This window comes from Acinetobacter sp. 24-47-67 (genome assembly GCF_056779735.1).
Genome location: NZ_JBWYIK010000001.1, coordinates 391,573 through 411,529 on the forward strand (window position 1 = coordinate 391,573; position 19,957 = coordinate 411,529).

16 protein-coding genes are annotated in these 19,957 nt (G+C 39.0%); 2 read left to right on the forward strand and 14 right to left on the reverse strand.

The window, feature by feature from the left end; genetic code table 11:
• Positions 1–36: 36 nt before the first annotated feature.
• The 10 genes from gltS to AC1M9K_RS02130 form a co-directional block, all read right to left on the reverse strand.
• The gene (gene gltS, locus AC1M9K_RS02085) at positions 37–1,260 is read right to left on the reverse strand and encodes a sodium/glutamate symporter (RefSeq protein WP_481588367.1); all 1,224 of its coding nucleotides are present in this window, start codon (positions 1,258–1,260) and stop codon (positions 37–39) included.
• Positions 1,261–1,382: 122 nt separating this feature from the next.
• Positions 1,383–1,619, reverse strand: a complete 237-nt coding sequence (locus tag AC1M9K_RS02090; RefSeq protein WP_481588368.1) for a hypothetical protein — start codon at positions 1,617–1,619, stop codon at positions 1,383–1,385.
• Between the two features lie 229 nt (positions 1,620–1,848).
• The gene (locus tag AC1M9K_RS02095) at positions 1,849–2,115 is read right to left on the reverse strand and encodes a hypothetical protein (protein ID WP_481588369.1); all 267 of its coding nucleotides are present in this window, start codon (positions 2,113–2,115) and stop codon (positions 1,849–1,851) included.
• Between the two features lie 70 nt (positions 2,116–2,185).
• A complete protein-coding gene (locus AC1M9K_RS02100; protein WP_481588370.1) occupies positions 2,186–3,106 on the reverse strand; it encodes a hypothetical protein in 921 nt (306 codons plus the stop codon).
• Between the two features lie 83 nt (positions 3,107–3,189).
• Positions 3,190–5,829, reverse strand: a complete 2,640-nt coding sequence (locus AC1M9K_RS02105) for a bifunctional aconitate hydratase 2/2-methylisocitrate dehydratase (RefSeq protein WP_481588371.1) — start codon at positions 5,827–5,829, stop codon at positions 3,190–3,192.
• Positions 5,830–6,119: 290 nt separating this feature from the next.
• Positions 6,120–6,389, reverse strand: coding sequence for a hypothetical protein (locus AC1M9K_RS02110; protein ID WP_035267100.1), 270 nt, complete (start codon positions 6,387–6,389; stop codon positions 6,120–6,122).
• A gap of 142 nt (positions 6,390–6,531) precedes the next feature.
• On the reverse strand, positions 6,532–6,909 hold the full coding sequence (locus AC1M9K_RS02115; protein WP_180027655.1) for a hypothetical protein: 378 nt from the start codon (positions 6,907–6,909) through the stop codon (positions 6,532–6,534).
• A 73-nt stretch (positions 6,910–6,982) separates the two neighbouring features.
• On the reverse strand, positions 6,983–7,417 hold the full coding sequence (locus AC1M9K_RS02120) for an I78 family peptidase inhibitor (RefSeq protein ID WP_481588372.1): 435 nt from the start codon (positions 7,415–7,417) through the stop codon (positions 6,983–6,985).
• A 118-nt stretch (positions 7,418–7,535) separates the two neighbouring features.
• Positions 7,536–12,059 carry a translocation/assembly module TamB domain-containing protein gene (locus AC1M9K_RS02125; RefSeq protein ID WP_481588373.1) on the reverse strand — a complete coding sequence of 1,508 codons (4,524 nt, stop codon included), beginning with the start codon at positions 12,057–12,059 and terminating at the stop codon, positions 7,536–7,538.
• A 43-nt stretch (positions 12,060–12,102) separates the two neighbouring features.
• Entirely contained in the window at positions 12,103–14,859 is a 2,757-nt protein-coding gene (locus AC1M9K_RS02130) for an autotransporter assembly complex protein TamA (RefSeq protein ID WP_481588374.1), read from the reverse strand.
• A gap of 176 nt (positions 14,860–15,035) precedes the next feature.
• Here AC1M9K_RS02130 and AC1M9K_RS02135 point away from each other — a divergent pair, with 176 nt between their 5' ends.
• Together AC1M9K_RS02135 and coq7 are read left to right on the forward strand one after the other, a co-directional pair.
• A complete protein-coding gene (locus AC1M9K_RS02135; RefSeq protein ID WP_481588375.1) occupies positions 15,036–16,355 on the forward strand; it encodes an MFS transporter in 1,320 nt (439 codons plus the stop codon).
• 4 nt (positions 16,356–16,359) lie between these two features.
• Entirely contained in the window at positions 16,360–16,995 is a 636-nt protein-coding gene (gene coq7, locus AC1M9K_RS02140) for a 2-polyprenyl-3-methyl-6-methoxy-1,4-benzoquinone monooxygenase (RefSeq protein ID WP_481588376.1), read from the forward strand.
• Between the two features lie 28 nt (positions 16,996–17,023).
• Here the strand turns inward: coq7 and AC1M9K_RS02145 are convergent, their stop codons facing one another.
• From AC1M9K_RS02145 to AC1M9K_RS02160, 4 genes are all read right to left on the reverse strand, one after another.
• A complete protein-coding gene (locus tag AC1M9K_RS02145; protein ID WP_481588377.1) occupies positions 17,024–17,572 on the reverse strand; it encodes a DUF2799 domain-containing protein in 549 nt (182 codons plus the stop codon).
• A 146-nt stretch (positions 17,573–17,718) separates the two neighbouring features.
• The gene (locus AC1M9K_RS02150; protein WP_481588378.1) at positions 17,719–18,174 is read right to left on the reverse strand and encodes a 2-amino-4-hydroxy-6-hydroxymethyldihydropteridine diphosphokinase; all 456 of its coding nucleotides are present in this window, start codon (positions 18,172–18,174) and stop codon (positions 17,719–17,721) included.
• The gene (gene folB, locus AC1M9K_RS02155; RefSeq protein WP_481588379.1) at positions 18,131–18,511 is read right to left on the reverse strand and encodes a dihydroneopterin aldolase; all 381 of its coding nucleotides are present in this window, start codon (positions 18,509–18,511) and stop codon (positions 18,131–18,133) included. Before folB ends, AC1M9K_RS02150 begins: the two co-directional genes overlap by 44 nt.
• 119 nt (positions 18,512–18,630) lie before the next feature.
• Positions 18,631–19,929 carry an ABC1 kinase family protein gene (locus AC1M9K_RS02160; RefSeq protein WP_481588380.1) on the reverse strand — a complete coding sequence of 433 codons (1,299 nt, stop codon included), beginning with the start codon at positions 19,927–19,929 and terminating at the stop codon, positions 18,631–18,633.
• Positions 19,930–19,957 lie beyond the last annotated feature (28 nt).

A 19,957-nucleotide genomic window follows, 5' to 3' on the forward strand; every position in this document is an offset into this window, starting at 1 on the left:
AAAAACCGCCTTTAAGGCGGTTTTTTTAAACTTAGTCTATCCCAATATCCCAATGGAGAGCTGGATCACTATCGCATTTACAATATCGATGAAAAATGCACCTGTGAGTGGAATGAGTAAGAATGCTTTGTGTGAAGGACCATAGGTATTGGTTACTGCTTGAATATTGGCAATAGCCGTTGGCGTCGCACCCATACCAAAACCACAATGACCTGCTGATAAAACCGCAGCATCGTAGTTGCTCCCCATCACCTTAAATGTCACAAAAGCAGTGTATAAAATCAATACCAGCATTTGCACAATCAGAATCGTGACTAACGGACCTGCTAAATCTGCTAATAACCACAGTTGTAATGATAACAATGCCATAGATAAATAGAGCGATAACGATGCATTTCCAAACACATCAATCGCACGATCAAAGATATTTACTTTGAATACATGTTCAAGCAGATTTCTCAAAATCACACCTGAACCTAGCGCCCAAACAAAGGTTGGAAGCTCAAACCATTTACCCTGACTAAAATCTGTCATTAAGTTTGCCGTGAATATACAAAGTGCAAACATACCAAGGGTCGAAACCGCATTACTTGCAGTAATTAATCGTGTCTTTTTTGGATATTCAAATGGTGCAGATTTTAACTGATCATCCAATTGTGATTCGTTTTGATCATTGTCAATTTTGTCAGCCAGTTGATGACGTTTAATTAAAAATTTAGCAACTGGACCACCCACGATACCACCAATGATCAGACCAAAGGTCGCACTTGCCATACCCAATACAATAGCACCTTGAATGCCATGCTGGGTTTCAAGCACTTGGCCCCATGCACCTGCCGTCCCATGACCACCCGTTAAGGTGATTGAACCTACAATTAAACCGATGAGCGGATCTAAACCTAATACCGTCGCTAAACTCACCCCAACAATATTTTGAACGATCACAAATCCAATCACACAGAACAAAAATATAAATAGGGCTTTACCACCATCTTTTAATTTAACAAAATCTGCACCTAAGCCCACAGAGGTAAAGAACATCAGCATTAAAATGCTTTGAATTTTCGCATCAAAGGTGGCACTAATATTAAAGAATTTAAATAAGATGAATGCTGTAATTGCTGCGACCAAACCGCCAATCACAGGTTCAGGTAAATTGTAGTTTTTAAAGAATTGGACGCGGTTGACTAGATAGCGCCCAATAAATAGAAAAAATACGGCAATCACGATGGTGCCAAAGGCATCAACTTCAAAATTCATTGTATTTCCCTAATGTTTTAATTTTAATCAATTTTCACAAAGAATTTTGCTTTATTCAGCTACTGAAATGTAATTTTCCAGTGATTTATAGGCAGTACATTTATTTGTACTGCCCTGTTGGTTTATTGCGCCTGTTTTCTTCTTTGTTCTCGAATTGATTCGCGAACTCGATTTGGCTCGACTACACCTAAGTGATGCTGATTGTAATAGCGTTGTTTATCATATTCAGACATATTTACTGTTTCATCTTTATATTTCTGATAACGTGCATCTTCTTCTGGATCATAATTTTTAATCTCCACACTTGAACATGCAATGAGCGATAGACTGATTAAACTTAATGTGAGTATGCTTTTCATTATATTCATGCTGTGTTCATTTTTCGCTTATTCTATTTATTTCACCTTTCTGGATTGTTGCTGTCTGTTTTATTTATGGTTATGGGCTTGTAAGCTTTTCACAGTAGTCGATTTGAATTTATATTCGACTCAGCATGACGAATCTGTGTGAATGTGTTTTAATGCAGGCAGTATGAGATGAGCCTTATATGAGTATCACGTGAGTGGTACGACTAGTCCCGTTAATTTTTTAATTACGGGGCTTTTTCATGGGCTTTCTTTTTCGGTAAATGACGGTTTCGCCGTATTTTTGAAACACCCACTCTTTGGCTTGCTGTTCAGTGATATTTTCAAACACATAGTAGTCATGATCCCATGCTTCTTGATGGAAAATGACCATCTTTGTATAAGTTTTACTCTTTCCATTGGTCATACAAACAAAGCTGTCACCTTGGTCTTTGACTTGAGTTCCGTTGAGGAAACCACCGATACAGAGGAAACGGGATTGTGAGGACATATACGGATTCAATTTTAGAATTACGACTAATCTAACAAAGATCTTATTTAAAGCATACTTGAATAAAAAATTATTTATTTTTGATATGATAAACGCTTAAAATAGAATCATTAGGTATTTCCATTTTTATATACTTTCCATTTTTTACAAAACCAATAAATGTATTTTTACCACCACCCCTAAATAAAATATCGACATTAACAATTTCTGTATATCCTTCATCAACATTTTTCTTTTTTAAAATCAAATTTGAAAACTCATTTTTTACATAAATTCTACTTTTCATAACTCTAACATTTGATTTTTCCATTGAGAAGTTGATTATTTTTTCAATTACATTATATTGACCACCCATTACAAACGGAACTATTAAAAAAGCCATCAGAAGAATTGATAATACATTCTTTTTTTCTCTACGTTGATTTTCTAGTAATAATTCATAATCAGTTGTAATTTTTGACTCATTATGCAGAATTTTAGCAAGATAGTTATATTCCAAAGAGACATTGTAAATTAATATATAAAATATATAGAAATATATACTAACCAACCCATAAAACAGTAATCCTAAAGAGTTCTCTTTAACATATACTATTAACAAAAAAAGTATGGCGACTGGATAGATAAAAAAATTATTAATTTTTTCAACTTTAGGAATAATTATAGGATTTTTAATATTTATCTTCTCTTTAATATAGCTTTTTACTTGATGTGGTAAAAATGAATAAATTAAAAATATAAGATCAAAAAAAGCCTTACCTTGCATCCACAATAATAAGAAAATAAGACAAAAAATTATACCTATTACAGTCGATAGCATAAGTAAAAGTATTCCATCACCTAGTGCAAATTCACTTGGTAGATATCCTATTTTTAATAAATAATAAACTAATCCTACACCACCTATACCTGCCCCAAATTTAATCAGATTAATAAAAGAATTACTGAGCTTAGAAAAATTTTCGAGCATTAATAAACTTAATGGGTTCATAATATTGACTTTTTATTTATATAAAATAAGGGCTGATTACTCAGCCCTTATCTTATACCGCTTATTGCTTAATTATTAATCAATTAAGACAATTGAGCAGCAGCAATTTTCTTCGTATCAACGTCTTTAGCAGCGTCTGTATAGTCGCTCATTTGATCGAAGTTCAAGTACTTGTAGATATCCGCAGACATGCTGTCGATTTGAGCAGCATACTGTTGGTATTCTTCAGGCGTTGGCAACTTACCAAGTACCGCAGCAACAGATGCAAGCTCAGCAGAAGCCAAGTAAACGTTCGCACCTTGACCTAAACGGTTCGGGAAGTTACGAGTAGAAGTAGATACAACAGTTGTATTTGGAGCTACACGTGCTTGGTTACCCATACATAATGAACAACCTGGCATTTCTGTACGCGCGCCAGCTTTACCATAAGTATTGTAGAAACCTTCTTCCATCAATTGGCGTTCGTCCATACGAGTTGGAGGAGCTAACCAAAGACGAGTAGATAAAGAACCACCAGGTACTTTGTCTAAAAGTTTACCAGCTGCACGGAAGTGACCGATGTTCGTCATACAAGAACCGATGAATACTTCATCAATTTTGTCGCCTTGAACGTCAGAAAGAAGTTTTGCATCATCTGGATCGTTCGGGCAGCAAAGGATAGGTTCTTTGATGTCAGCAAGGTCGATTTCATACACTTTCGTGTATTCAGCATCAGCATCAGCTTTAAGAAGTGATGGGTTCGCTAACCATTTTTCCATGTTCTCAACACGGCGTGCCATAGTACGAGCATCGCCATAACCTTCAGAGATCATCCACTTCAACATTGTGATGTTTGAACGAAGGTATTCAGCAACTTTCTCTTCAGAAAGTGTGATCGCACAACCAGCAGCAGAACGTTCAGCAGAAGCATCAGAAAGTTCGAATGCTTGCTCAACAGTTAAGTCTGTTTCCATTTCTGATAAGTCGATCTCTAAGATACGACCAGAGAAGATATTTTTCTTACCTTTCTTCTCTACAGTTAAGTCACCTTCTTTAATTGCGTAGTAAGGAATCGCATGTACTAGGTCACGTAAAGTGATACCAGGTTGCATTTTACCTTTGAACTTCACAAGTACAGATTCAGGCATATCAAGTGGCATAACACCAGTTGCTGCAGCGAACGCTACAAGACCAGAACCCGCTGGGAAAGAAATACCGATTGGGAATCGAGTATGCGAGTCACCACCAGTACCTACTGTATCTGGAAGAAGCATACGGTTTAACCAAGAGTGGATAATACCGTCACCTGGACGCAGTGATACACCACCACGGTTCATGATGAAATCAGGAAGCGTGTGTTGCATTTGAACGTCAACTGGTTTTGGATACGCAGCAGTATGACAGAAAGATTGCATTACGAGGTCAGCAGAGAAACCTAAGCAAGCTAAGTCTTTCAATTCGTCACGCGTCATTGGACCTGTTGTATCTTGAGAACCAACAGTTGTCATCTTAGGTTCGCAGTAAGTACCTGGAAGTACACCTTGACCTTCTGGAAGACCACAAGCACGACCAACCATCTTCTGAGCAAGCGTGAAGCCTTTGCCAGTTGCAGCTGGTTGCACTGGAGTACGGAACAAGTCAGAAGCAGGAAGACCCAATTCTTCACGTGCTTTAGTAGTCAAACCACGACCAATGATCAAGTTAATACGACCACCCGCACGTACTTCGTCTAGAAGTACTGGAGTTTTTAACTCAGCTTCAGCAATTTGAGCGCCATCTTTGAACGCTGTAACTTTTGCAGTCGCTTTGTCAATCTTCAACGTGATTTCGTCGCCCATGTTCATGTTTGCAACGTCGATCTCAACAGGTAACGCACCAGCGTCTTCCATAGTGTTGAAGAAAATCGGAGCAATCTTAGAACCTAAGCAGTAACCGCCTTCTTTCTTGTTTGGAATGTGAGCGATTTCGTCACCAAAGAACCAAAGCACAGAGTTTGTTGCTGATTTACGAGATGAACCTGTACCAACAACGTCACCCACGTAAGCAACAGTATTGCCTTTCGCGATTAATTCTTTGATTTGAGTTAATGGACCAACTTCACCTGGAACTTCTGGCTTAATACCATCACGTTCGTTTTTCAACATTGCGTTAGCGTGTAACGGAATGTCTGGGCGGCTCCAAGCGTCTTGAGCTGGAGACAAGTCATCTGTATTTGTTTCGCCAGTAACTTTGAAAACTGTAAGTTTGATTTCTTCTGGAACGTCTTTACGGCTAGTGAACCATTCAGCGTCAGCCCAAGATTGAAGCACAGCTTTCGCGTTTTCGTTACCTGCTTTTGCTTTATCAGCAACGTCATGGAACGCATCGAAAACAAGAAGTGTTTTCTTAAGCGCTTCAGCAGCTAAAGCACCAAGCGCTGCGTCTTCTAATAATTCTACTAAAGGAGCAACGTTGTAACCACCAAGCATAGTACCTAGTAAGTAAACCGCACGCTCTTTAGAAACTAATGGAGAAGTCGCTTCACCTTTCGCCAAAGCAGCCAAGAAAGCAGCTTTTACGTAAGCAGCTTGGTCAACACCTGCTGGAACACGGTTTTCAAGCAAATCAACTAAGAATGCTTCTTCGCCAGCTGGTGGATTTTTTAATAATTCAACTAATGCAGCTGTTTGAGCGTCATCAAGTGGCTTCGGTGGGACTCCGAGTGCGGCACGTTCTTCAACGTGTTGGCGGTAAGCTTCTAGCACGGTGTTATTCCTCTTCTTTAAAAAATTACTTGCAATATCCTGCTTATAAAGCCTGCAAATAATATGGACTGCTAAATTTTACTAAAATTCCGGTTAAAAGTTAATGCAAGAAGAGTGTTTCTTTGTGATGACCATTATTTTCTTACTAAATGATCTCTCTTCTGATTACTCATTGTTCAATATGTTGTTTTATCGAACAATTCTGACATTAACATGAAGCTTTTACGGATCTGAAATAAATAAAAGGCAACAAGATGTTGCCTTTTAAATCCTTTTTTGACTATTCAACCTTAGTGGACAGTCGTGCGATCTAAATATTGTTGCAGACTTTCTCGTGTTCCTTCGAATCTGACCAGAATTTCATCATCATGTAGCATGCGGTGTTCGGCACAGGCAAAACTAATGTGTACCTGATAAATTTTGGCATGTTCATTGATCATATTTTTAAGATAGACTCGATCCCCTAGACTTAGGACGTAATGGCTGCCATTAATTACAGCAACACCATTGGCATCTTCAAGCAGAAGATCGGCATTATTCAGGTATGCGACCACTTCCATTGTTTCGCTCCTTTTGTTTTATTTATCTTATTTTTATATAAGCTTTTCTATTTTAATGCTAATTAAAATTTGTAATTAATTTCAACAAAAAAAGGGAAACTTACGCTTCCCTCTTTTTTATGATCAATCTTTTTGTAGCGCCTTAAAACTGTTTGTAGTCAGGCAGATTATCTTTATCGTAAGGAGTGGCTAAACACTCATCCGTTGCTTCTTTTTTGAATTTAGCCATTAATGCATCACGATCCAATTCTAATTGATTCGCAGGATAAGCATAGACCTTCTCAATTTGAGCATCTACGAATTTCTTCGTCGTCGGATCGGTCAGTTTAGAAGCATGTTCGACCGCCGCAGTTTTCTCGATACCATTTTGACGGTCTAGCAAAATAGAGCGTGCAGCATTACCAATACTGGTACAGTAACCATGCCAGACTTCTTCAGGGGTTAGTGGCTTTTTTTCTTCACAAGCACTGAGCAAAACGGCTGAACCAAGTACAGCACCCAGAATCACGAATTTGTTCATACATCTCTCCTGTTGCGGCTATGATAATCGAGTTAAACCGAATAGGAAATCGTGTAATGACATTTCTCGTTCATTAACCGCAGCTTGAACGAATAATTTTATTCTGATCATCCACGGTTACTGTAATACGATCATTTCGATAATCCATAGTAACCAGATCATTTGGTCCGACACGGCGAATAATTATGGCTTTGGTTTTATTCAAAATCTGTTGATCATCAAGATTATGCATGCCGACTAATTTTTTTGCTTCTTCAGGCTTGCAAATATTTTGATGATGTCTAAATAGTTCCCATTCTTCTACCACAACACCATCTGGCAACTGGCAATAACCCACTTGACCATTTACCTCATCACGTATTTCTAATTTTCCACCTTGTTGAACACAAAATTTGCTTGCAGGATTAGCCATTCCAATTTTTGGAGTAAGTTGCTCAGTTTGAGTGGTTTGACAGCCCGCCATGAGTGTTGCCGCTATCATCGCGATGAATATTGCAATTGTTTTCATTTTTTAATTCTTTCTTGTCCGATAAATTTTAAGTCTAGCATTTTAACAATAGGGCTTAAATTTAATTTCGGTTTATACATTGAATTAAAAAGGGCTTCGATTGAAGCCCTTTTACCTTTTAGAATCGCCAGTTGTAGAAAATATCAATGGCTTTTTCTAAAGACTGACTTGCTTCCAGATAGAGTCTTTGGTTCATCTGATATCGTAGCGTCAATTTATTGACTGGCGTAAAGACACCAACACCATAACGGATATATAAATCAGGGGTCAGATAACCTGTCACACTCACTTGAGTATCATCGCCTGTTCCTTGCGCATCAAGAGCAAGACCACTTAACCCAAATGTCTGTCCAATTTGATTGGTTAAAGCACGTGTACCACCAAGCCCTAAACTAATCCCCGCTGCAGCAATGGTATTGTTCACATCTGATTTAAAGCCTTCTGCTTGACTCAAGCTACTAGAACCTTCATTGATTCGACCTGTAATCAAGGCATTCATCGCCTCTTGTTCAGATAATCCCGCATCATTAAATACTTGGATATTTGGACTACTTGCGGTTCCAGTAACACGCACACCAACTGTACTGCCTGAAATGAGTTTACTTGCTTCAACCTCAAGGGTTGGGTTGGACAATGCACCATTGAAACGCGCAATTGCACGACTTAGTTCTAAAGACTGCCCATAAGCTTCAATAGTAACGCGCTTACTTACACCAATCGCACCATTGGCACGCATGGCAGTTTCTAAACCGCGTTGCGTTAAGTAAATTCGCCCAAGCAATGGAATACGACTATTAAAGCCTTGGAAAATCACTTGGTTTCCTAAATTTAATTCTAAGTCAGCGCGGATATCCCATGGCTTTGCAGCCTTAAGTACCGCGAGTTGATTATCACCTTCACGTACTACTCGAACATCGGCGGATAAAGGCACTACGGATGCGCTCGATTCTGGCATTGAAATCAGCGCACGCGGAACTTCAACTTTACCATTCAAAGTTAACTGCTTACTGACAGGACGTGCATCTAAATCCATTTCAGTGTTCACAACAGCTGTGATTAATGGTGCTTGGCGAATAAATAAATTATCACCTTTGAGTTTTAAACGAATTCTAGGATCATTTTTCCAATCGATATCACCCGTTAACTTACCCACACCTCGACCACTATTGAAAGCGCCATCGATCGTCGCTTGGTTTTGACGAATAGATGAATACAGCTGAATATTCGTGAGATTAACAGGTAACGAAATCATGCTGATTGAACCATTTTTAAGTCGCATTTCGCCGTTAAATAACGGTTGAGTCAATGTCCCACTGATTTTACCCGCAAGGGATAAATTACCATCGATTTTACGCACATCCGAAATGAATGGTTTTAAAATTTTCAGTTGTACTTGACTCAGAGCAACTTCACCACGCATTGGTTTCGAATCAACAAATGGATTCACCACAACATTTGCATATCCAGTCCCAATATTCGGAGCTTTCAAATCAGCACGAAGTAATAATCCTTCACGAATACTTCGTGCAATAAGACTTACTTCATCGTAGTTCATTGTAGTGCTGATATCATCAGGATCGGCAGCTGCTAGACCGACAACACCATTACGCGTAACAAGTTTGGCATCGATTTTTGGTTGAATGCCTTGCCCCCAAGACGCTTTAGCATAACCATCCAATTTACCCGTAATTGCGAAACCTTCAGGCATAAATGCGGCAAAGTCACCAAGATCTAAATTCCGACTCACAAATGAGGCGCTACCTTTGGTCTTACTCACACGTAAGGGCTGATCAAAGCAAAGTTGGCTCTGATTACTGGTCCAGCAATGAGCACCCACAAATAATTCTGTTTTCGCAGTATTATAAATCACAGGGGCAGATTGGGCCTGTTTCAAATGCACCCGTGCAGAGTCAAAGTCACCTTTTTGAATTTGACCTAACCAATCATTCGCAGGATTAAATCCACCTGCCAGTTGCACATAAAATTTAGACAGCTTGTTCGAGGCTTGCACTTTCAATAAATGTGCTTTTCGTGTACCAGCAATTGAGACTTCAGCGTTTTGAATCTCACGATTGCCACTTCTTAAACTGTCCATTCTTGCAGTTAATGCAGTAGGCACTGTGTCTGAAGTTGGTAATTCCCCTTGGATGTTGAGTGATTTGATACTGACAAGATCATTGAAACCAAAGTTATTCACCCTCACATTCGCAGTTGCAGACAATCTCGGTTGAGACTGCACGTTTACAAAACCTTGCGCACGACCACGTAAACCAGGATAAAGCTCAAATAATGCAGGCGCGTCAATCTTAACGCGAAGATTCTGAGCATTCCCTTCGGCTTGAATCTGATTCTGCGCATACACAAAATACAAATTATTGGCTTCAAACTGTTGTGGTAGGAAACCTGTCTGATTCGAATTAAGAATAACAGCAAGATTACCTTTTGCTCTCAGCGGTTTTTTATTGATCATGCCAGCGAGATTGAGTCGATCAATATTAATTTTTTTCAAACGATCTGACCAAACACCATCCGTTTTGACATTACCTGAAATTTCCCCTTTAACACTTGAAACAAAATAATGAGGCTTAAAACGTATTAAAGAAGCATTAATGTCCCATCCGATTCCATTGGCTAAATTGACTAAACCATTGGCATTGATCTGACCCGCAGCACCCTGATGTTTAAATTCGGAAATATTGATGCGCTGAGGTGTGCCTGCTACACGTATTTTAAGCTGACCATCCCCTTGTGGCAGTTGGCTTGCATGTAATGCACCATCATAATTGACTGCGAAACCTTTAAAGCCACCACCCGACTTTTCATCATGTAGAAGAATGGCTGCTGTACTTGAGCCAGTCAGCTTAATTGTTTCCGGTGGATTTTGATTGGCAAGTTGACCTGAAAGATTGATCTGATTTAACTGAATAATTTGCTGGTTAGGTCGAGCAAAGCCACTCGCTTGAATTTGTCCATTTAATAAATTTACAGGAGCAGCAGAACTGATGGTTTGCGGATTAAAGTCTTTTGCATTAAGCACCGCATTCCACTTCAACTGTCTTTGATCAGATGGTAATTCAACCTTGGCATTTGCTTGTAAAGATCCTTTTCCATCTGCTTGATAGATAAATGAAGGAACATGAAGATCATTACCTTTAAGGTCTAATTGGGCATTGTATTTGCCAGCAGGTAAAGTTCCTTTTTCATTTGCACCAACTACGGTTGCCACATGAATATTTTGTTGACCTTCAACTAAAGCAAGTTTTACATCCCCAGATTCACTACTTAACCAACCAATGTACGGAACAGCACGATCAATATTTTTCCAAGCGACATCTAGCAACATCGGATTCGGTTTATTATTTTTTTGTTCAGCTTGATTAAGATTTAAATTCCATGTTTCATATTGGTCAAAATCAATAAGTGCTGTGAGAGCTAATCCCTTCTCTAACGACCCAGCTGAGGCGATTTTGGCATCCAAACGTTCTGGCAGAAAATCTTGCACCACTTGTGGAATCACTTTATCTTTTGGATTGATTTTATCTAAGCGACCTTGCACATCCCAAGTGACTTTATCCTTCCACCCAACGACACCCGCAAGATTCAGCGCCCCGTTCATCAATTGACCATTCAGGTTTGAAATATTCAATTGATTGACGAGATCTGTATGCGCCAGCGCAGTATATTGTCCTTGAGGAATATTTTTACCAGAAATATCGGTATTAATATCCAAATTCAAACGTTGGATATCTCCAGAAAACTTAGCAACTCCTTGTTTAGATAAGAGCTCCTGCTCTAGCATTAAAGGCCAGTGATAATCTTTAAAGTTTAAAGCACCTTGCATTGGTACATTTTTTCGAACTGGATGTACCACTGCCCAACCTGTTAATAAATCAGGGGTACGTGTGGCAATGCCCGCTTGAATGGTATCTAAAGAGCCTTTTGCATGGAGATAAATATCCTCAACGTTGATCGACTTTAAAGATGGGAGTCTTACAACCGCTTGCGCATCTAACGGATATTTACCTTTAAAATCCATCTGACCTGTTGCTTTTTTTACAGACAAATAACCCATATCAAACTGCGAATCTTCAAACTTAAGCTCAGTACCGGACCATAGTGCTTCGTTTAGGATAATGTCATTAAATTGTACTTTAGAACTTGAAGTCTGAATGACCAATTGATCGATATCGGCTTGATCAACACGTAAAACAAAAGGGAGTTTAATTTCACTAAACTTAAATGGCTCATCACTTGGCGGTGACTTGTTAATGACACGCAAATTTCGGACATCGGCACGATTCAAATGAATTTCTTTATCTAATATGGCACGCCAACCCAAAGTGACATCAGCTCTATCAATTTTCACATCAACTGATTTCAGCGTCACCAATACATTTTTTAGAATGATGCCTTGAAGTAAATTTCCACCTTCATATTCATACTGAATAATCTGTTGAGTGGACAAAGCACGGTCAAGTAAGAATTTACTGCCTTTGTCTGTTGAAAACATTACGGCAAGCGAAGCCACAAAAAAGATCAGAATAAATAAAATGATCAGCAATACACGGCGTAATAAACTTCGCTGTGGCGTCACGTTTTGATCAGGTTGTTGCTCAGGTTGCTGCTCGATGTCTTCAGCCATACTTATTCCAAAAAATGTTTGAGTACTTTTATTATCTTAAATATTAAAGTTGCGGCCCGATAAAGAAATGTAGACGAATAGGTTTACCAGGATCAGATATCCCCGATGCCACATCTAGACGAATTGGACCAATTGGAGAGTTCCAGCGGATTCCTGCTCCTATGCTATATTCAGTATCATTGGTAAATTTTTCATCATAAGCATTACCAAAATCACTAAATAACGCGGCGCGCCAGCCTTCTTTAAATTGGTAATTGTACTCTAAAGTCCCAATCGCACGCGCTTGACCTCCGACTTTATATCCAAATTCCACAGGGGACAAACTCTTATAGTCAAAGCCTCGTAGACTTTGGTCACCCCCTTCAAAGAATCTCAAGTTATAGGGCACTTTTTGAAAATCTTCTGTGATGATATAACCGAGGTTTGCCCCACCAATGAATTGATGATCATTGTTACTGCCTAATGAATATAAAAATTTCCAGTTCGCATTTACAATCGCCATATCAGCATCGGATAGCAGGCTTTCACTCCCCAATTGGATTTTGTAGTTTTGTTTAAATCCTTTTGTCGGATTTAATCGATTATCACTGGTGACTTTAGTGGCTTCATAACCAAGTAATAAAGATTGCTGCTCATCATTACCCGTTGCAACGACGAACTCTGGAATTTCATCCCAATTGGTATCTGGGTCAAGTGTCTCAGGAATATCACCTTCAATCGTCATACGATCTAGACGATAACGCACACCAAAAATATGCTGCCAATCACGACGCGCACCTTTAATAATTCTGTCAGCTCCGGCAACGGCGGATTCCACAATGAGATTTAATCCATTCCCAATTTCATCACGATCTTCACGCTCGTAACCACCAACTAGACTGACATAATCATTTAATGGGTGTTTATATGGAATATTATAGCGACCATCAATCGATTGTCTGACTTGTGACAACTCCAAGTTTGCATCAAATGAATGACCACGTTCATTCACAATAGAACGGCGGTACTGACTTCGTAAGCGCACACCGGTATCAGTACCATAACCAATACCCGCTTCAACACTATTTAATTTATCCGCATTCAATGTCACGATGACAGGGATTTTTTTCTCTTCACGTGCTAAGGCTTGTAAACGCTCAGTTTCTTCCTGCTTGGCTTGCGCTTGATTATCAGCATCATTACGCTCTTGCAAAGTACGACGTTCATTTCCACCCGCAAATTGAGTTTCATCTGCCACATTCTGCGTGACTTCTTCTGATGAACTTGCCTGTTGTTCAGCCTTTTCTTGACCTGTTAATAAACTTCTATCAATTTTTTGCTCATCCACTAAAGCCTGCAAATCAGGTGCGAGTTCAAGCGGCTTAATAATTGGATCAGGTTTAACAGCGTCAACAAGGCTATAGTTAAAATAACGTGAATTGGTTAAGTTGTTGGCTAATACATTTACACGCCATGCGGTAAAGTCTGCACCTTCTTGCCAAGGAGCTAAGGTTCTTAAAATATCTTCACGAATCGGTATTTTTTTTGATGGATCACTCATTCTAAACTGCACATCATCCAGCTTATAACGTTCACCTGTTTCCATCTTCAAATTTATATCTGCTTGATTTTGAGGGCGGGCCAACATGACATCGTGCATTCGCCAATAATAATCAAAGAAACCGTTGTTATTCGCCGCTTCAATGATTCGAGCTTTTGTCGCTTCGTATTTACCATGATCGAAAATATCACCCACCTCCAAATCAGGAAGCACTCGAATCACTTGCAATTGAGCAAGATTCTCCCCAGGCCCAGTAAATTCAATATTTTGTTCTCGCACCACTACTGGATTATGAGGTGTGACATTGACACGCACTCGGTTATCACTGACTTTTTCAAACTTAAATTCAGCATCGTAATAACCTACGGCTTGTGCAGCTTGGACAGTCATATTACGGAGTTGCGGGACGGCAGCATTGAAATCTGAAAATGACTCAACAGTGAATGATGATAACTTTGCTTTGATATTGTCCGCGAGTGGTTTAGGTGCGCCTGTAACATCTGCGGTAATACGTGGCACAGCAGCGGGCTGATTAAGACGTGGAGGACGTATTTTGTAGAAAATGCGTTTAAACACATTTACTTTTTCTGGTTCTTTATTTTCAGGTTCTTGGGTTTGAACGGATAATGAACGTCCTTCCACATTTTCAGACACCTCAATCTGACGATCAGACTGAATATTTTGCATCAACTGATCAATGTTGACTGGAGCTTTTGTTAACTCAGCCTCTGAAATGTCATTCGCAGGTAGATCTTGTACTTGAACTGCTGGAGTCGTCAATCCCGATCTGAAATTTTGCGCTTCCTGCTTGGCTTGTTCAGCGACTGATAAAATTTCATTGGCAAGTCGAGGGTCCACACTTTCCTCAGGCAGCAACTCCAAATCATCAAATTCTATCGGTTTGAATTGCTCTTGTGGACTCAATTGCTCTTGCTGCTGAAGCATTTCATAACTATTAAAATCATCTTGCCCACTCAACTGATCTATTTTTTGATCAATACTTTCAATTTTCTCTTTTGACAATCCCTGTTGCTGCGCAACATTTTCTATTTTTTGTTTATTATTTTCGATGGCTTGTACAGATGTCGCAGGCTCAAGCTCCTGACTTGATACCACTGTGTCAGCTGCAAATAACACAGGTGAAGAAAGAGCACCTAAAAAAACACTTGCATAGAACCATTTATTGATATCATTTAATATCCATGTGTGCTGTACACATTGGGAAAGTAATGATTTTTTAAATTGTGTTTTCGATGGCATACTGCGCTCTGAATACTTTATATTTTAAATAGAAAATACGGATTTTTCACTCAAGCTAACTGAATCAAATTTCTAGTATTTTCAAAATTTTTAGGATGAAAATATGATACATGATTTTCCGATATTGTTACTAAATCATCACATTTCTTAATAATTTTTAAAAAAGCTGAATTGTCATGCAAAAACAAGAGCATCTACTGAGTTCGCGCCGTTTTTTACCTATGTTTTTGACTCAATTTTTTGGAGCCTTAAACGATAATGTCTTTAAACAATCCTTATTGCTTGTCATTACCTATGGTTGGATTCAACAACAGACCGCAAGCGTAAGCACACTGAATAATCTAGCCGCACTTCTCTTTATTCTACCTTACTTCATTTTTTCAGCGACTGCAGGACAAATTGCAGACAAATACGAACGCTCTTTCTTGATTCGTAATATCAAATTGCTTGAAATCTTGATTATGCTGATTGGTACTGCTGGATTTTTACTCGGCAATTTATGGCTATTGTTATTTGCATTGTTCCTCATGGGTACACACAGTACCTTCTTCGGACCGATTAAATACGCCATTCTCCCTGAAATATTAAAACCGAATGAATTGATGTCGGGTAATGCTTTATTCCAGTCAGGTACTTCCATTGCAATATTGATGGGGATGATCTTGGGTGGTGTAGTGATTTCAAACTCTGAAGGTAACTTAGTTTGGATCAGCCTGACGGTCGTGACCATCGCGATACTTGGTTATAGTTGTAGTCGCTTCGTTCTTAAACAAAAAGTCCGTGAAAATCATATCAATGTCGATTGGAATTTCTTTCGAACCAGTTTCCAAACCATACGTTATGCAAAAAGCTTACCCCTCATCTTTACCATTTTATTGGGTAATTCTTGGTATTGGTTTTATGGCGCGACTTATTTAACCCAAATTCCTCAAATGACTCAGCAAAATCTGCATGCCAATGAAAATGTGGTTAGCCTCCTCCTTACCTTTTTTTCTGTGGGTATTGGTGTAGGTTCATTGTTATGCCGAAAAATTGGTGGCTCAGAGGTCAATATTAAAATGGTGCCTATTGGTGCAGTAGGCTTAACCGTTTTCGCCTTCTATTTAGCAGCAAGTTTAGCCTTTGTTCCTGAAAGGACGGGCGATTTTATTGGCATATCAGACATGTTTAATTCTGGTATGATTTATTATCATGTGATGATTGCAGTTACATTATTAGGGATCAGTGGTGGTTTTTATATTGTTCCGCTGTATGCCATGATGCAAGCCTATTCACCGTGTTCACATCGTGCTCGAGTAGTGGCTGCTAATAACATTATGAATGCAGTATTCATGGTGTCTTCTGCTATATTCTCCATTATTATTTTAAGTATCTTAAGTATTGATATTAAGATTCTATTCAGTATTACAGCAATATTGAGTGCTCTGTACACGATTTGGTTGTTAACACGCTTAAAACCAATGTTAAAAAATGCTCAAATTGATTTAGAGGATTAAGGTTATGCGTCACTACACAGGTCTAGATAAATTTATCCATTCATTTGATCAAGCACTGCGTAGTTTGGTGCCAGGCACCACCACCTCACAACGTGAAAATCCAGCAAGTCAAGCAGAGACTCATCTCGCAGTGAGCGAAGCAAGGCATGTTGCTGGACTCATGCGTGTTAATCACAGTGGTGAAGTCTGTGCTCAAGCGCTTTATCACGGTCAAGCATTAACAGCTAAGTTGCCTAATGTTCGTCGTGAAATGGAGCATGCCGCGATTGAAGAACAAGATCATTTAGCATGGTGTGAAGATCGTTTAAAAGAGTTAGATAGTCATACAAGTCTACTCAATCCTGTATGGTATGGTCTTTCTTTTGGTATGGGTGCGATTGCAGGTATTGCTGGTGACAAATACAGTTTAGGCTTCGTTGCAGAAACTGAACGCCAAGTGAGTCTGCATCTGCAACACCATCTCGACCAACTCCCACCGCATGATGAACGCTCTCGTCAAATTTTGACACAGATGAATCAGGATGAACTTCAGCATCGAGATACTGCACTAAATGCAGGTGGTGTGGAATTACCAGCTGCGGTCAAAATCGCAATGACGGGTATATCCAAACTCATGACCAAAACAAGTTATTATATTTAAAAAAACGCGGCTCATGGGCCGCATTTTTTTATAGATGATGGAATCGTCTAAACTTATTTAATTCACGCTCAGCATGATTAAAATTCAAATCTAACCGCAATTTATCCTGCTTTAAGGACTTTATTTTCTTAAGATACTCTTCCCGCTTTTCTTTGGTGATTTTGTCATCCAGCAAGTAGTCTCGATATGTTTCAATTTCTTTATCTTTAGCATCTTTGTCTTTCTTAGAACGATAGTACTGATCGGCCACATTATAAAAGGGTGCTAATTGAGCATGTAACTCCGATGGGCAAACCCTATAAACACCTCCTCCCTCCAAAGCTCGATCAAAAATAACTTCGGGTTGACAATATGAACGAAGCCCAAGTTGGTAACCTTGTTCATATAACTCATGATCTGGTTCAATATTCACTTTTGAACAGGCTTTTTGATGTTTAACAATGCGATTCGAATAACCACTGCTTCCATCTTTTTCACCTATTTCAGACCATTGAGCAGTTCGACACTCTTGAGGGGAAAGCGTTGCACAACTTGAGAGGAACGCCAAAATTGCGCTTAACACAATAATTTTATACATCTTCTTGATATGGAGCTTATTTATTTTGAAGTGCCGTATTATAAAAATTAGTCCATTCAAAAGAAGCCGATTATTGTTAAATCAGAGCCTATTTGCGTATCAAAGATATATTTGATCAATGCTACCGATGGACTATTCAGCGAAACTCATCCTATTTTAGATAATGAACCATCTAGTGACACTTGAGGAAAATGATGCGCTTCATGCTCAAATAATGGATTTTCCCAAATATCAAACATTGGAATTTTAACATCTAAGGCTAATGGCATTTTTTTTGGATTAAATTGCATATTTTGGAGCGTATTTCCCCATGCAATGAGATCTACATCCAAAGAGATATCATGTGACGGACGGACTCGACCAGAAGCTTTTTCCAGCGCTTTTAAAAGATTGGTAATTTCATTGACTTGCTGCTTTGATTCTAATAAACATGCAGCATTCCAATAATCTTGTCCAACACCATCTCGACAAGGTATGACATAGATGGGAGAACGCGTAATACATCCCAATGACGCAATTTGTTTTAATGCATTCACCAGATGATTGTGCGGTTGGCTATTACTCGCCAATGCTAGCGCGTAAATCATTACGGTGTCTTTCAAGACGAATTCCTACTGAATTGGCTTGTGGAATAATGGCAGGCTTACGCACAGTAATTTGAATAGACTCAATTGCTGGATATTGATCAAACAAAGCTTCGAGAACAATTTTTGCAGCAAATTCAATTAATTCAGGTTGAGCTTTTTGAATTGTCTGAGTCGCGATTTCACAAATTTCAGCATAATTTAAAGTATCAGCGAGAAGATCTGAATTTGATGCCTGCTCTAAATCTGTCTCAATATGAAGATCAAGCAATAATGGTTGAATGATTTGCCGTTCCCAGTCAAAACATCCAATGACTGTTTCAACTTTCAATCCTTCAATTAATATGGAATCCATCTTCAATCATGACCTTTTCGTAAACTATCGAACAGTGATAGTACACTTGACGGGAGGCGATAAAAGCAAATCCTCTTCTATTGAGGATTTGCTTTTATATTTTAACACTTGTTTAAGATTTAATGTTTCAACAAAAGATTAGGATCGATTGTTTGTACCATTTGTAAGCGCTGATCTGCATAAATATCAGTGTACGGCGCAAGAATTCTCATAAAACGATCAAAATAAAGCATTTGTTTAAACAGCAATGCGAAATCCCGTGGGAAACGGATGCCATGACGCTCACCTACAGCCACCATATCCATCATGATGTCATTTAAGTCGGCTGGATTAGACGACAGAATTTGCTGAGGATCAGCGGTGAGCACGCCACTGAATAATCGTTCTAAATCGTTTGCCAAAACTGTTGTATCAATTTGCGTATTGGTCATGCCCATTTTCAGCATATTTTCTGCCATCAATGGATAATTGGTATTTTGCAATGCATCCATGAAAGCAATACATGCCGTCCATACTTCAGGCTTTAATTGTCCCACAATACCAAAATCAATGAATCCAATGCGACCATCATCCAAAAGCATGAGGTTGCCAGCATGTAAATCTGCGTGGAAACTTTCACACATCATCAAACTACCAAACCATGTGTTCATGGCAGTAATCAAAACCTGTGATGGGTCTTTAGAAACTTGACGAACCACATCGAAATCCGTCAACGGCACGCCATAAAGACGCTGCATTGTCAGGACACGACGTGTTGAATATTGATGATATACCTTTGGTGCAGTCGCTTTAGTATTTTGAGTAATGTGCAGATAATTAACAAAATCATCAATATTTTTTGCTTCTTCAATAAAATCAACTTCACGAACCATACGTGTTTTGATTTCTTCAACAATATCCGCAAGTGAAGCAAATTTTACTTTAGGAACTGCCTTCTCTAGAATCTTGGTCGCCCAATGTAGGACATTTAAATCCGTATAAAGGATAGTTTCAACACCAGGTTTTTGGACTTTGATCACGACATCTTCGCCGCTCACCAATTTAGCAGCATGCACTTGTGCGATCGAAGCAGAAGCTAATGGCGTTTCATCAATAGATGCGAAAATTTCACCTAAATCGCGACCGTCAAACTCAGCATTCAAAACACTTTCAATATAGCTAAATGGGAGTTTAGGTGTCTGATCTAAACACCCTTGAAATTCCTCAACATATTCACGTGGAAATAATGAAGGCGTACTGGCAATAAACTGTCCCAACTTAATATACGTTGAACCAAGTGACTCGAAAGTTTCGCGCATTAATTTCGCATTACTCGGTTTTTCTGTCGCGTATTTAATCCCTGCTCGCGCAGCAATGACCACAGTTTCACCTACACGGGCCACTGAGCGTAAACCATCTAACCAAATATTATTTTTCATAATGTCGATATTAAATTTCGATATGTTG